The organism is Bathymodiolus azoricus thioautotrophic gill symbiont (assembly GCF_001298715.1).
Classification (GTDB): Bacteria; Pseudomonadota; Gammaproteobacteria; order PS1; family Pseudothioglobaceae; genus Thiodubiliella.
Window position 1 is genome coordinate 1 of sequence record NZ_CDSC02000105.1, and the last position, 14,944, is coordinate 14,944.

The 14,944-nt window shown below is 37.8% G+C and carries 12 protein-coding genes and 1 pseudogene; 3 read left to right on the forward strand and 10 right to left on the reverse strand.

The annotated features are described in order from the left end of the window. Window positions 1-263: 263 nt before the first annotated feature. The 7 genes from lon to BAZSYMA_RS02085 form a co-directional block, all read right to left on the reverse strand. Window positions 264-2,600, reverse strand: a complete 2,337-nt coding sequence (gene lon / locus BAZSYMA_RS02055; protein ID WP_090715103.1) for an endopeptidase La — start codon at window positions 2,598-2,600, stop codon at window positions 264-266. After that, window positions 2,573-3,889, reverse strand: a complete 1,317-nt coding sequence (gene hflX / locus BAZSYMA_RS02060) for a ribosome rescue GTPase HflX (RefSeq protein ID WP_090715105.1) — start codon at window positions 3,887-3,889, stop codon at window positions 2,573-2,575. The genes lon and hflX overlap by 28 nt, the downstream gene beginning before the upstream one ends. Window positions 3,890-3,904: 15 nt before the next feature. After that, complete coding sequence (gene clpX, locus BAZSYMA_RS02065; RefSeq protein WP_090715108.1) at window positions 3,905-5,179, reverse strand: ATP-dependent Clp protease ATP-binding subunit ClpX; 1,275 nt, start codon at window positions 5,177-5,179, stop codon at window positions 3,905-3,907. Window positions 5,180-5,186: 7 nt separating this feature from the next. Then, window positions 5,187-5,789, reverse strand: coding sequence for an ATP-dependent Clp endopeptidase proteolytic subunit ClpP (gene clpP / locus BAZSYMA_RS02070; protein ID WP_090715111.1), 603 nt, complete (start codon window positions 5,787-5,789; stop codon window positions 5,187-5,189). Beyond that, window positions 5,786-7,078 carry a trigger factor gene (gene tig, locus BAZSYMA_RS02075; protein WP_090715114.1) on the reverse strand — a complete coding sequence of 431 codons (1,293 nt, stop codon included), beginning with the start codon at window positions 7,076-7,078 and terminating at the stop codon, window positions 5,786-5,788. The genes clpP and tig overlap by 4 nt, the downstream gene beginning before the upstream one ends. Window positions 7,079-7,193: 115 nt before the next feature. Continuing rightward, on the reverse strand, window positions 7,194-7,832 hold the full coding sequence (locus tag BAZSYMA_RS02080) for a c-type cytochrome (protein ID WP_090715116.1): 639 nt from the start codon (window positions 7,830-7,832) through the stop codon (window positions 7,194-7,196). 124 nt (window positions 7,833-7,956) lie between these two features. Then, entirely contained in the window at window positions 7,957-8,256 is a 300-nt protein-coding gene (locus tag BAZSYMA_RS02085; RefSeq protein WP_090715118.1) for a c-type cytochrome, read from the reverse strand. Between the two features lie 78 nt (window positions 8,257-8,334). On the opposite strand from BAZSYMA_RS02085, the gene yihA reads away from it, so the two are divergent. Next, entirely contained in the window at window positions 8,335-8,934 is a 600-nt protein-coding gene (gene yihA, locus BAZSYMA_RS02090) for a ribosome biogenesis GTP-binding protein YihA/YsxC (protein ID WP_090715121.1), read from the forward strand. 80 nt (window positions 8,935-9,014) lie between these two features. Beyond that, window positions 9,015-11,489 (forward strand): PD-(D/E)XK nuclease family protein, encoded by a 2,475-nt coding sequence (locus BAZSYMA_RS02095; RefSeq protein WP_090715123.1) that lies wholly within the window; start codon window positions 9,015-9,017, stop codon window positions 11,487-11,489. Here BAZSYMA_RS02095 and BAZSYMA_RS02100 read toward each other — a convergent pair. Further along, on the reverse strand, window positions 11,469-12,554 hold the full coding sequence (locus tag BAZSYMA_RS02100) for a tRNA nucleotidyltransferase/poly(A) polymerase-related protein (protein ID WP_090715125.1): 1,086 nt from the start codon (window positions 12,552-12,554) through the stop codon (window positions 11,469-11,471). The genes BAZSYMA_RS02095 and BAZSYMA_RS02100 overlap by 21 nt on opposite strands. A gap of 78 nt (window positions 12,555-12,632) precedes the next feature. On the opposite strand from BAZSYMA_RS02100, the gene mpl reads away from it, so the two are divergent. Then, window positions 12,633-13,931: a UDP-N-acetylmuramate:L-alanyl-gamma-D-glutamyl-meso-diaminopimelate ligase gene (gene mpl / locus BAZSYMA_RS02105; RefSeq protein ID WP_090715128.1), complete on the forward strand. Its 1,299-nt coding sequence runs from the start codon at window positions 12,633-12,635 to the stop codon at window positions 13,929-13,931. 2 nt (window positions 13,932-13,933) lie between these two features. On the opposite strand, the gene BAZSYMA_RS02110 is transcribed toward mpl, so the two are convergent. After that, entirely contained in the window at window positions 13,934-14,689 is a 756-nt protein-coding gene (locus tag BAZSYMA_RS02110) for a sulfite exporter TauE/SafE family protein (RefSeq protein ID WP_237731707.1), read from the reverse strand. A gap of 102 nt (window positions 14,690-14,791) precedes the next feature. Beyond that, window positions 14,792-14,944, reverse strand: a pseudogene (locus tag BAZSYMA_RS09650) (ISL3 family transposase); the annotation flags it as partial.

Consider the following 14,944-nt stretch of genomic DNA (forward strand, 5'->3'; position numbering starts at 1 on the left):
CTTGTCGGATTAAAGAGTGGTTAATATACCCTTTGGCCGACTAATTGAGTGTTGCACTTATGATGTGAATTCAAGATGCTTGCATAGTACACAATTAAGTTTTTACAGTAAATAGCTAAACGATTGATTGAATATAGATAAACTATGTAACTAAGAGAGATCTTTGCATAAATAGGAACAATCATCAGAAACCCACTTTTTGCCAATCATCCCTATTTATGCAAAGGTCTCTAAGAATATTTAATCATTCAACAAAGAAAAAATTATTTTTCTAAAGCAATATCTAACACTTCATCAATCCACTTAACTTTAATCACATTAAGTTTGCCTTTGATTTTTTCAGGCACTTCGGAGAGCTCTCGTTCGTTATCATTAGGAATAATAACAGTTTTGATGCCACCACGCAATGCTGCAAGCATTTTTTCTTTTAAGCCACCGATTGGTGTAATTTCTCCCCGAAGGGTGATTTCACCTGTCATTGCTACATCGGCTTTGACTTTTCGACCTGTTAGTACTGACACTAATGCAGTGCACATCGCTGCACCCGCACTTGGCCCGTCTTTTGGGGTGGAACCATCAGGAACATGGATGTGAATATCTAATTTTTCTTGGAAATCATTAGCAATTTTAAGCGCCTTTGCACGAGTGCGAGTAACACTCATTGCTGCTTGAATAGATTCCTTCATTACATCACCAAGTTGACCCGTATAGTTAAGTTTCCCCTTGCCTTTATAAGCAGCAGCCTCAATCGTTAGTAAGTCACCGCCTACTGATGTCCACGCCAAACCTGTCACTTCACCAACTTGACTTTTTTCTTCTGCTAAGCCAAAACGATGTTTGCGTACACCAAGATACTTTTCTAATGTTTTATCGCTAATCACAGCTTTGGTTTTACGTTTTTTCAATACTACTTCTTTGACCACTTTACGACAAATGGTGCTGATAGTTCTGCTCAAACCACGCACACCCGCTTCACGCGTATAGTAACGAATAATGTCAAGAATGGCTGAGTCCTTGAATGAGATTTCACTGTCCTTAATGCCGTTGTTTTCCATTGCTTTTTTAATTAAATGACGCTTAGCAATCTGCAGTTTTTCATCTTCGGTGTAACCAGCCAATTCAATAATTTCCATTCTGTCTAATAACGGCTGTGGCAGGTCTAGTGAATTGGCTGTTGCTACAAACATAACTTGCGAAAGGTCGTAATCAACTTCTAAATAATGATCATTAAAGGTGTGGTTTTGCTCAGGGTCTAACACCTCCAACATTGCTGAAGAAGGGTCACCCCGATAATCAGATGCCATTTTTTCAATTTCATCTAATAAAAAAAGTGGGTTTTTAACCTTAATTTTTTGCATTTTTTGGATAATAGAGCCTGGCATTGCGCCAATATAAGTACGCCTATGTCCACGAATTTCCGCTTCATCTCTGACACCGCCAAGTGCCATACGCACATACTTACGATTAACCGCTTTAGCAATTGACTCGCCAAGAGAGGTTTTGCCTACACCTGGGGGGCCTACTAAGCATAAAATATTAGCCTTATTATGAGTAACGCGTGTTTGCACTGCAAGATGCTCTAAAATACGCTCTTTCACCTTGCTTAAGCCGTAATGGTCATCATCTAAGATTTGCTGTGCTTTCGCTAAATCCTTATTGATATGTGTTTGTTTTTTCCATGGTACATCGCATAAATTTTCAATATAAGTACGGATAATTGACGCATCGGAAGATTGTGATGACATACGCGAGAGTTTTTTTAGCTCAGACTCTGCTTTTTCCTTAGCAGCTTTTGGCATTTTTGCTTTTTTAATGCTTGCCTGTAAATCTTCAATTTCATCTTCGTCTTCTGCCTGACCCAATTCCTTTTGAATAGATTTCATTTGCTCATTCAAATAATAATCTCTTTGATTGGATTCCATTTGCTTACGCACGCGTGATTGGATTTTTTTCTCAGTGCCTAAAACATCAATCTCCCCTTGAATCACTGATAAGATTTTATCCAGTCGCGTTTGTGCATTAATACCGCTTAAAAGTTCTTGTTTTTCAGAAGTTTTAAGCGATAAGTTGGCAATAATAATATCGCTAAAACGCTCAACATCACTCACTTCTTTCAACATACCAAGCACTTCTTCAGGAATTTTTTTATTAAGCTTGATATAGGATTCAAAGCTTTCTAATGCTAAGCGCATCATTGCTTTAATTTCAGTGTCTTGAGTCGATTCTAGTACAAATTCGCTAACTTTAACTTCGGTGTAATCATCTGCCTTAGAGAATTCTTCAATCTTGGCACGCTTCACGCCTTCAACCAACACTTTAATAGTGCCATCAGGTAATTTAAGCATTTGCAAAATCGTCGCTAAAGTACCAACACTATGCAAATCTTCATTCTTTGGGTTCTCAGTTTTTTCATCTTTTTGTGCAACTAAGAATATATATTTATTCGTACCCATCGCTTGAGTAATTGCATTAACAGAGCTTTTTCTACCGACAAAAAGCGGCATCACCGTATGCGGAAAAACCACCACATCTCGTAGAGGTAATAACGGCACCAATTCCTGCTCAAGATCAATTACTTCTGCTGTGACTTCTGTTCCCATAATAGTGTTACACCTTTTAAACTTAATAACTTAGATAGATAGTGATGAGTGACATTAATTTCAAGTACCCATTGTCCAAAATCATTCACTTTTTCATTGTGGATGTATCCAATATTATGAATTTCGCTTCGAATATAGGCACTGGTCACATCAAGTTGTATTTTAGCATGTGTCATCATACCACTGAGTTGCTCTGCTAATGCTTGATAAAGAAAATCAATACCATCACCAGACTGTGCTGAAATCCATACACGGAAAATTCTACCCTCTTTGTCCCTATCAAATCTTGGTTTGAAATCTGTTAAACAATCAATTTTGTTCATTACCAAAATACTCGGGACTTTGTTAGCCTCAATATCAAAAATAATATCTTGTACTTGTTCAATTTTTTCTAGATTATATTCATCAGCCGCATCAACAATATGCAGTAACACATTAGCGCGCCGAGTTTCCTCCAAAGTTGATTTAAAGGCAGCCACTAAATCATGTGGTAGATCTTGAATGAAACCCACTGTATCGGCAATGACTGCCTCTCCAGAGGCAGGCAATATCACCCGCCTAATAGTAGCATCAAGCGTGGCAAATAATTGATCATCGGCAAATACTTCTGCCTGCGTCAAAGTGTTAAACAGTGTTGATTTACCAGCATTGGTGTAGCCCGCCAAAGCAATCATTGGCAACTCATTTTTAAGGCGTGCTTTTCTCCCTAAATCGCGTTGTTTATGGACTTTTTCTAAACGCTTGCTAATATTTTTAATACGAATGGCAATCAAGCGTTTGTCCGTTTCTAATTGCGTTTCACCTGGACCTCGAAGACCAATACCACCTTTTTGTCGCTCAAGGTGTGTCCAACCTCTAACTAATCGTGTGGACAGGTGTCTAAGTTGTGCCAATTCTACCTGCAATTTCCCCTCAAATGAGCGCGCCCTAAGTGAGAAAATATCCAAAATTAAACCTGTTCGGTCCATTACTTGACACTCTAATTGTTTCTCAAGGTTGCGCTCTTGTGAAGGTGACAACTCTGAGGAAAAAATAACCAAATCTAAATTCGTGTCTTTAACCAGCTCTACTATTTCTTCCACTTTACCCGAACCAATAAAATATTTGGCATTCACATTATTGCGAGAGATTTTTAGATTCTGCACAACATTCAGTCCAGAGGATTTTGCCAATTCATCAAACTCATCTGAGCCGTTTTGGATATGTCGATTAGTGGGGAGTTCTATATAAACTAGCAGTGTTCGCTCGCCTTGTCCAACTGCATTTTTTTGACGGTCAAATAATTCCAAGAGCTTTCATGGTAACTAAGAGGCTTTTTTACTTTTGTTAATGGTTTTTTGTTTCTTGGCTATTTTATACACCATCAATGGTGATTTCTTCTTCTCAACTACGGCCTTATCAATTACAACTTCTTTTATATCGCTGAGTGATGGTAGTTCAAACATTGTATCTAATAACATATCTTCCAAAATAGAGCGCAATCCTCTGGCACCAGTTTTACGCTTAATGGCTAACTTAGCAATCGCCGACAAAGCTGGTTTTCTAAAACTTAATTTAACACCTTCCATCGCAAAAATTTCTTGAAATTGTTTAACCACTGAATTTTTTGGCTTGGTTAAAATTTGAATAAGCGCATCTTCATCTAACTCACTAAGTACTGTTTGCACCGGAAGACGGCCAACTAATTCTGGGATTAAACCGTATCCAATCAAGTCTTCTGGCTCAATAAGGTTGAATAATTCTGTTAAATTTTTCTCTTCGCTTAAATCTTTAACATCTGCAGAAAAACCAATACCTGTGGCTTTTTCTACACGCCTACCAATAACTTTATCCAAACCATCAAAAGCACCACCACAAATAAATAAAATCTTTGAAGTATCTACATCAATGGTTTCTTGATTTGGGTGTTTACGACCCCCTTGTGGTGGCACTGATGCTATAGTGCCTTCAATCAACTTCAACATTGCTTGTTGCACACCTTCGCCAGAAACATCGCGAGTAATTGAAGGGGAATCTGAACGCCTAGAGATTTTATCAATTTCATCAATAAAAATAATACCATGCTCAGCACGCTGCGCATCAAAATCACATTTTGACAACAAACTCTTAATCACATTCTCAACATCATCACCCACATAACCTGCTTCAGTCAAAGTCGTTGCATCTGCCACGGTAAATGGCACATCCAAAAGTCGTGCCAATGTTTGTGCTAATAATGTTTTGCCTGAACCTGTTGGTCCAATCATTAGAATATTGGATTTATCCAATTCTACATTATTTGAGATGTAGCCACTCTGCAAACGCTTGTAGTGGTTGTAAACAGCAACTGATAAAACTTTCTTTGCATGCTCCTGACCAATCACATACTCGTTTAAAAAATCACGCAATTGCTTGGGTGTGTAGTCCCAATCTTGATAAGTATCGTCAATTTCTTCTAGTGCTTGTTCTTCAAGTAAGCCATAGCACGATTCAATACACTCGTTACAGATATAGACGCCAGGACCTGCAATAAGGCGGCCGACTTCAGATTTTGCTTTGCCGCAAAATGAACAGTGGAGTACTTCTGGATTTTCTGCCATAATAAATCTAATTGTTACGCTGTTTTAACACTTTATCAATCAAACCATATTTAGCCGCTTCATCAGCCGACATAAAGTTATCTCTATCGGTATCTTTTTGAATGGCTTTAAGAGATTGACCTGTGTGTGATTCAAGAATAGCATTAAGTTTTTCCCTAACTTTAAGAATTTCTTGTGCGTGAATATCAATATCGCTTGCCTGACCAGAAAAACCACCCAATGGCTGATGAATCATACATCTGGCATTTGGCAATGCATAACGCTTATCCTTAGCACCAGCAGTCAATAACAAAGCACCCATACTTGCCGCTTGACCAATACACAATGTTGAAATATCAGGCTTAATAAACTGCATAGTATCATAAATTGCCAAACCTGCAGAAACTGAACCACCTGGGGAATTGATATATAAGTGAATGTCTTTATCAGGATTTTCAGATTCTAAAAACAGCATTTGTGCAACAATGACATTAGCCATATAATCTTCAACTGGACCCACCATAAAAATAACACGCTCTTTTAAAAGGCGCGAATAAATATCATAAGCGCGCTCGCCCCGAGCAGATTGCTCAATGACCATTGGTATTTGATTTAGATTTTCTATCATTATTGTTGTGTCACTTCTTCGAATGTCTTTTTCTGAATGGTAACTTTGGCACTTTCTAAAATCAAATCTTGTACCATTTGTTCCACCACCATCAACTCAATTGTTGCCAATCTAGAAGGCTCAGCATTATAGTAATCTAACATCTGTTGAGCTTCACCGCTATAAGCTGTTGCCATTTCATTAAGTTTTGTATCAATTTGTTCTTTGCTAGCGTTGAATTTATTATCACTAGAAATTTGATTAACCAATAGACCTAACTTAACACGACGCTGCGCTTCAGGATTAAAAGCAGAAGCAGGCATATTGCCTTGAGAAGGCATACCTTGTTGTTGTAAACGCTGTTCCATTTCTTGTTTTAAACTTTGCGCTTCATTGTTAATACTTTCTTGTGGCACTTCAAAGTCATTCGCCTCTAATAATGCACCAAATAAATCGTCTTTATTTTGATTGTTCAAACGATTATCAAGTTCAACTTGCATTTGCGCTTTCATGCTCTTTTTCAAGTCATCTATATCTTTTTCACCGAATCTCTTTGCAAACTCATCATCTAATTTTGGTGATTGAGGGGCGGCTACTTCTTTTATTTCAACTTCAAAAACGACATCTTTGCCTGCCAGTTGAGGCGCATGGTATTCTTTTGGGAAAGTTAAATTCAAAGTTACTGACTTTTCAGCGGCAACATCCAAAAGCCCATCTTCAAAACCAGCAATCATTGAGCCTTTGCCCAATACCATTTTGAAATCACTAGCAACACCACCTTCAAATACTTCGCCATCAAGCATGCCTTTAAAATCAATGGTAACTTGGTCGCCCTCTTTAGACTTGCGTTTAACTGATTTATACTCAGTTGCCTGCTCGCTCAAACCTTTCAAAGTTTTTTCTTCATCTGCCTTGGTAATTTTAACTTCTGTTTGTATAATTTTTAATTTAGAAAAATCAGCGACTTTAATTTCTGGAAAAACTTCGAATGTCACCGTGTAAGAAAAAGTATCCTTATTCTCTGTATCAATCTTAGTAATCGCTGGTCGTGAAGCAGGTGTTACTTTTGCATCTGCCAAGGCTTCGGTCAAAGTATCATTGACAATTTCATTGACTGCATCTGAGCTAGCCCGACCACCAAACTGTTTGCGCATAATAGATAAAGGAACCTTACCCTTTCTAAACCCATCAACGCTTACTTTAGATGCCATGCCTCTAAGAACTTGGTCTGCTTTTTGTTTAAAGATATCAATAGATAGCTCAACTGTTAATGCTCTTTTTAGACCCTCTAATTTTTCTAGTGAAGTTTTCATTGCTTGTAAATCCGATTCTATACTTAAAAAGGAGTAAATTATACCCGACAGGATAGCATTTTAATAGACAATAAAAAAGGCAGTAAATACTGCCTTTTGCGGCAATATTTAAGTTTTACAAACCAGAAATATAAGCGGAAACCGCGTCAATCTCTGCGTTAGTCAGACTCTTAGTAAAGTTAATCATCATGCCTTCATAATCGTTAGTTCTACTAGGCTCAACTGCACCCGTTTGTGCATTGATTGAATGCTGGCGGAAAGCTTTAAGCTGCTTAACAGTATACATTGAATGCTGTGATGCTAATGCTGGGAAACCTGCTGATGGGATGCCTTTACCTGCTGGCCCATGACACGCAATACAAGCGGTCACATCTGTTGCTTTCTTGCCACCACGATAGATTTTTTGACCAAGTGCTAGATTAGCACCTTGCATAACCACACCTTTAGAAACTTTTTGAATAGCGTAATATGCCGCTAAATCAGCCATATCTGCATCTGTTAATGGTGTAACTAAAGTCGCCATTATGCTATCAATACGAGCACCTGATTTAAAGTCTTTAAGTTGTTTTAACAAGTAGCCTTCATTTTGTCCGGCCAACTTTGGAAAAGTAGGTGCTAATGAATTACCATCTACACCATGACAACCCACACAACTTACTGCTTTAGTTTGGCCTTTTGTTGCATCGCCTGCAGCAAAAGTATATGTTGAGATTAAAGCCAATACAACGGTAAAAATTAGCGCTAATTTGTTCATGATATTTTCCTTTTTTTGCAAAAAAATAAGCCGATATTATACCTAAATAAATAGGGCTAATATCGGCTCATCATAATATAGAATTTAATGCTTATATTCTATATTGAAGTGGCATATGCCAGTTTTACTGCTTAGCTAACCAATCAGCAATTTCTTGCTCTTTACCTTTAGCTAATGCTGCCATTGAACTCATTGTTGGGTCTTTGCGTGCACCAGATTGAAAATCTTTCAATTGTTTAACAATATAGGATGCCTGTTGTCCAGCAAGGTGAGGGTAAATTGGAATTGCTGATTTACCATTAGCACCATGACACGCAGCACAGCCACCAGCAGCATAAGCTGCCTTGCCATCTGCTTGAACCAAAGAACTCATTGATATTACTGTAGCCGCTATTACTAAAACTTTTTTTCCTGTTGAAAACATACTGTGCTCCTTAAATTTTTAAAATATATAATGGTAACTTTATCACCATCAGGCGGAATTATACCTTTTCTAAACTAAATGAGCAATATTTATCATCAAGCAAAATTTTTACTCTCTTGTCCATCACTCAAAGGGTGCCCAGAAGACCAAGGCTATGAAGTGGTTTTTGCTGGACGCTCTAACGCTGGAAAATCAAGCGCTATCAACACCATTACTTTGCAAAAAAAATTAGCAAAAGTATCTCGTACACCCGGCAGAACGCAGCATTTGGTATTTTTTGAATTGGACGAAAATCATCGTTTGGTAGACCTACCTGGCTATGGTTATGCTAAAGTACCTGAGCATATCAAACAACAATGGCAAAAAGATATGGGTGAATATTTTGCACAACGCCAATGCTTAGTAGGTGCAGTGTTAGTGATGGATGCGCGTCGTCCACTAACAAAGTTTGATCAAATGATGTTGGATTGGTGTGTTGGTGCAAACTTACCCACACAAATCATCCTAACCAAATCTGACAAACTCAAAAAAGGCGCTGCCAAGAATTCATTGCTTAAAGTCAAACGCGAAGTTGAACAATATCCTTATGTTGATGTGCAATTATTTTCCAGTTTAAAAAAACAAGGCTTAGAGGCGTTAGGCTTAAGACTTGATACATTTTTTGGGTATGTATCATAATTCAGAAATAAAAAATATTCTTTTTAAGATTTCATTGAAAAGTGTAAACCTAACGCATTCTGCTACATCCTTTACTTCTAATGTGGCTTAACACAAATACAACAAAAGTTACTAAGGGTGATATTGTTATCTTGGCAAACAATCGCCAAGTGTTAGCGTTTAAAAAAACTTGGGGTGTGCAAAAAGGCAATTCTGCTCTACCAAAAATTCTATCTTGGTGCCAATACTTACAAGAAACTTGGCAATCGCTTGAAGCCAATACAAAAAAACGCTTAATTTCAAATATTGAATCTCGCACATTAATTAAGCAATCAATACAAAAATCAGGGCAAAAAGTTGATAATCGCTTACTGGATGAAGTCATAAAAAATAACAATTATTGTGATGCCCATCTCATTGATTACATGCAATTATCAAAATTAGGTGTTGAAAATTACAAGCTGTTTGCCACTTGGCTGAAGGATTATCAAAAGACCAAATCAGCCCACAACTTATTGGATACCAACGACTTATCTGCGTTAATTATTACACATAATACCAATCTAGCAAAACCTTATATTTATGGCTTTAAAACACTCACACCCGTGCAATCGTTATTACTTGATAAGACTGGCTATCAAGTGCTTAAATCTGAACAAAAAAACACACAAAGCAACCATAAAGTTTTTCAAACTACCCAAGATGAACTCTTATCTGCTGCCCATTGGGCAAAGGATTTGAATGCGCAATATCCAAATAAACACATTGCCATTATTTGTCCAACATTGAACAATGACCATTATCAAATTCAATCTGTTTTTGACCGAGTATTTGCCAATACACTAATGGAAACTGGGCAAAAATCTTATAATATTTCCCTAGGTTTTTCATTAACTGAATATCCGTTGATTCGCCATATTCTAACACTATTGGAACTCTGTCAGCAATTGAAAAGTAACCGCATCAAGACTGAAACTTTTAACACTGTTATCACTTCGCCTTATATTGCCCACGCACAAAAAGAACGATCAGCTCGTGCTTTATTAGTTAACCGCACCTTAGATTTTTCAAAAACACATTTTAAATTTTCCCATTTAGAAAAACACCTAAACAACACACCGCAAATAAAAACATTGCTTGAAGCAACAATAGCACAATCAACAAAAAGACAACAAACACATGATGCGTGGTTATTAGATTTTAATACCTACTTACAAATTTGGGGTTTCGCTACTGATAGAACATTATCCAGCACCGAATATCAATTATTCAACAAATATCAAAGCACCTCTTCTGGACTTAATCAACTGGCACAAATAAATACTCAAGTTGGTGCCGCTCATGCCATTAAGGATTTGAAAGATTGGCTCTCACAAGTTGTTTTTCAAGCACAATCTGCCAAAACCCCAATTCAAATATTAGGCAGTTTAGAAGCAGAAGGCTTGTACTTTGATGCCGCTTGGGTACTGGGGATGACGGATGAATTCTTACCTGCCACGCTCAATGTGCCGCGTTTTATTCCTAGTGATATTGCTGTAACACACCAAATTCCACGAACAAATTTTGAATTAATTGCTAAAGATGCACAAGACACGCTCAATAACCTTGTTAATCTGTCTACTGAGGTTATTTTCTCCTACGCCAAAGTACACTTGAGTAGCGAACAGCGACCGTCCCCTCTGTTAACATTTAATCATGAAACACCAATACTCACACATGACTATCAAAACATAGTATTGGAAACTGTGGATGATGCAAAAGCCAATCCATTGAAACACGCACAAGTGCATGGCGGTGTAAGTATCTTGAAAAATCAAATGGCATGTGCCTTTAGTGGCTTTGCACGCCGATTAAACATTCAATCATTTAATGACCCGCATATTGGTCTAAACAGAATGGAGCAAGGCAATATTATTCACACCACCTTACAATACTTTTATCAAGAAATTACCTCGCAAGATAAACTGTTATCGCTCAGTAAAGATAAATTAGATGTGTTAATTAAAGAAAAAATAAACACGGCAATCAAATATTACAATGATACTGGCTTTAAAGAAAACGAAAAAATAAGAATCTCGAAAATTATTCATCAGTTTATTGAAATCGAAAAACAAAGGCATCCATTCACCGTATTATCAACCGAACAAAGTGTTAATGTTAATATTGCTGGACTTAAATTTAACACCCGTCTAGATAGACTTGATGAGACAAAAGGGGGTAATAAGATTATTTTTGATTATAAAATTGGAAACCCTTCTATTAGTAACTGGTGTGGCGAAGCAATCAAAGAGCCACAACTGCCTATCTACGCTATCAGTAATGCCGCCCAAGGCGCAGCATTCATTCAACTAAACGCCAATAAAGTTAGCATTAAAGGCTTATCAAAAAACAAAGATTCATTACCCAAGCAATCTGCGAGAAATTCTTGCAAAGAATGGGATGAGCAAGTTATCATTTGGGGGGAAATACTAAACACTGCCAGTCAAGATTTTCAACAGGGCAAGACACAAGTTTTGCCAAATAAAACCGCTTGTCAATATTGCGAATTTGATTCGCTATGTCGCGTTGAGAAATGACTCAATAACGCGTTGTTTCTCTATTTGAATCTCAGCGCCAATATTCTCTTTATTCAACTGAGAGATATCAATCATATTTAGCAAGCCTCTGAGTTCAATAATACGACTAACATCAATACCCAATAACTCAAAAGTTGCCAGTAATTCTGAAAATCGATCTTGTCGTCTAAGCGCATCAGTTTTGGTAAAAAAGTTAAACACTTCATTGCTAGACTGGTTATCAAAGCTTGTGGCAAACTGATAAGTTTTATGCGCCAGTTTTGCCAGCTGTTTGTATTTTTTTGGACACTTGATATTATTGCATAACTCAGTGATTGCCTCTGTCTTTTCATCTTTTAGCCATATGGCAAACTTGATATGCATCGCATCAGTTGCTAAATTATCTAAAATCTCAAATGGGTTTTCGTGACTTTGTTTATCACGAGATTTAAGCGCAGCAAAAACTCTGTCATAAGCACCGCAAGCTAACAACACTTTAAAAAATGCTGATGGCGTTTCGTAAGATAGGGATTTTTCTAATTCTTTAAAAACTCGCTCAGGGGTGAGCGCATCCACCTCACCAGAGCTCACCATTTGTTTCATTAACTGATGCGTTGCATGCGCCACTTTAAAGCCAAATTTTTTAAACCGTGCGGCAAAACGAGCAACACGCAACACACGCACAGGGTCTTCGCTAAACGCATCAGATACATGTCTAAGTAAACCATTGTCTAAATCTTCTTGTCCATTGAATGGGTCAACCAAATCACCGTCTTTTGTTTGAGCAATGGCATTAATGGTTAAATCTCGACGAGATAAATCTTGCTCAAGGGTGACAATTTTAGAAGTATCAAATTCAAAACCTTTATAACCTTTGCTAATTTTTCGCTCAACTCTAGCAAGTGCATATTCCTCTTGTGTGCCAGGGTGTAGAAATACAGGAAAGGATTGCCCCACTTGGCGATAACCCAAGTCCAACATTTCATCGGGCGACGAGTCAACTACCACCCAATCTTTTTCGGTTTTTTCATCAGCAATGCCCAATAATTGGTCTCGCACAGCACCACCAACCAAGTATATTTTCATAGTTGTTACAAACTAAAATAAATAAACATATAATACACGAATGACCTTATTTAAAGAACAATAGCCCTCACTAAGTAAATGCACATTCATATTTTAGGTGTCGCTGGCACTTTTATGGGATCACTCGCCTTAATTGCCAAACAACTTGGACACAGCGTTACTGGACAAGACCAAGGTGTTTACCCACCAATGAGCACTCAGCTTGATAAACAAAGTGTCAGTTACACACAGGGCTATCACGCTAAAGACTTACCCAAGGCTGATGTCTATATTGTTGGCAATGCCTTATCGCGTGGCAATGAATGTGTGGAAGAAATTTTAAATAAACAATACACCTACACTTCAGGGGCGCAGTGGCTTAGTGAAAATGTATTACGCGACAAATGGGTGCTTGCTATTAGTGGTACGCATGGAAAAACTACCACTGCCAGTATGTTGGCTTGGATTTTAGAAATCACAGGCTACAACCCAAATTTCTTAATCGGTGGTGTGGTTGAAGGCTTTGGTGTGTCATCACGACTGACCGACTCTGATTTCTTTGTGATTGAAGCCGATGAATATGACACTGCCTTTTTTGACAAACGCTCAAAGTTTGTGCATTACCGCCCTAAAACTTTGGTGATTAATAATCTTGAGTTTGACCACGCTGATATCTTTGATTCTCTCAAAGACATTCAAAAACAATTCCATCATCTGCTTCGCACCATACCAAATGATGGACTCATTGTCCATCCACAAAATGTATCAGCGATTGAACAAGTCATTGAAATGGGACTATACTCAGAACAACAAACCCTACCAACTTCCAAATTGGAAATCAGTGATATTGGCACTACCTTTGATGTTGAAAATAACACAGTTGACTGGAATCTGTTGGGTGAGCACAATATGCAAAATGGACTTTGTGCTATTTATGCTGCACACCATATTGGCGTGACAATTAAAACTGCTTGCGAGGCACTGAATACATTCCAAGGGGTGAAGCGTCGTTTAGAAATCAAATACCAAACCGATAATATCACGCTATATGATGATTTTGCTCATCACCCAACCGCTATTCAAACCACACTTAGTGGTTTGCGTGCCAAAGTCGGCAATAAAAACATCGTTGCAATTTTAGAACTGCGCTCTAACACAATGAAATCTGGCGTGCATCAACAAAGTTTAGTTGACGCTCTAAGTGAAGCCAATCAAATATTAATTCTAAAACCAGAAAATCAAGATTGGGATATTAATGCCTTATTCAGCAAAGATAGTTTATTTGTCTGTGTTGAGGACATTGTTGCCGAACTCGGCCGCATCCAACAAGGACATTTTGTCGTTATGTCCAACGGTGGTTTTGATGATATTTTTAACAAAATCATCGCCAAATTATAACGCTAGAAACTTAAAACAAACACACCTAATAAGAGCAAAAATAAGGCAAAGCCTTTTTTTAATCTCTTGCCATTAATATTATGTGCAACCTTAGCACCAAGTGGTGCAAAAAAAATACTAGTCATAACAATACTGAGCAATGCTTTTATATGGATAAACCCTAATCCACTAGTAGTGCCTTCAATTCCAGTACCAATTATGATAAAACCCACACTGCCTACAATCGCAATCGGCATACCCACAGCCGCTGAAGTGGCAATAGCGTTTTTAATATCAACCTTATTGTAAGTTAAAAATGGCGTGGTCATTGTACCACCACCAATACCAACTATAGCTGAAACCAATCCGATAATATAGCCTGTTATTAGCCAAACCCATCTGTTTAAATTATCTGCATATCCAGAAGTGCTAATGCTAAACCACATTATCATTGCAACCATTATTTCAAAGATTGCAAAGAAAATTCGCAAGAAATCAAAACTCAAATATTGAGCAATAATCGCTCCGCTAAAAGCGCCTAATAAAATAGTAGGGGTGAGTTTTATGAAATATTGCCAATGAATAGCGCCATGGCGATGGTGCGCCCAAACGCTGGATATAGAGGTAAAAACAATCACTGCCAGTGCAGTGCCAATCGCTGTATGCATTAACACCACTTCTTGAACCTCAAATGCCAACACATACAACAATGCTGGCACGATAATCAAACCGCCACCCACACCAAACAGTCCAGCAATAAAACCAGAAAACGCACCCAACAGTAATAATAACGCTATTTCAACCAGGTGCTAACCTCATCAATCAACAAGGCATCCTTATCATTAAAAAAATGATCGGCATCCACTTTTTTTTGGCTCTTGTTAAAAACAAGTGGGTAAAAATCCATTAACCCGATTTAAATCCAACTTTCCACTAAGCAAATAAGCCATGGTTTTAAAATGCTTTTTACCATAGCCCCTTGCCTTTCTCTTTGCTGCTTGAATCACTGAGTTTAAACCTTCTAAAATACCATT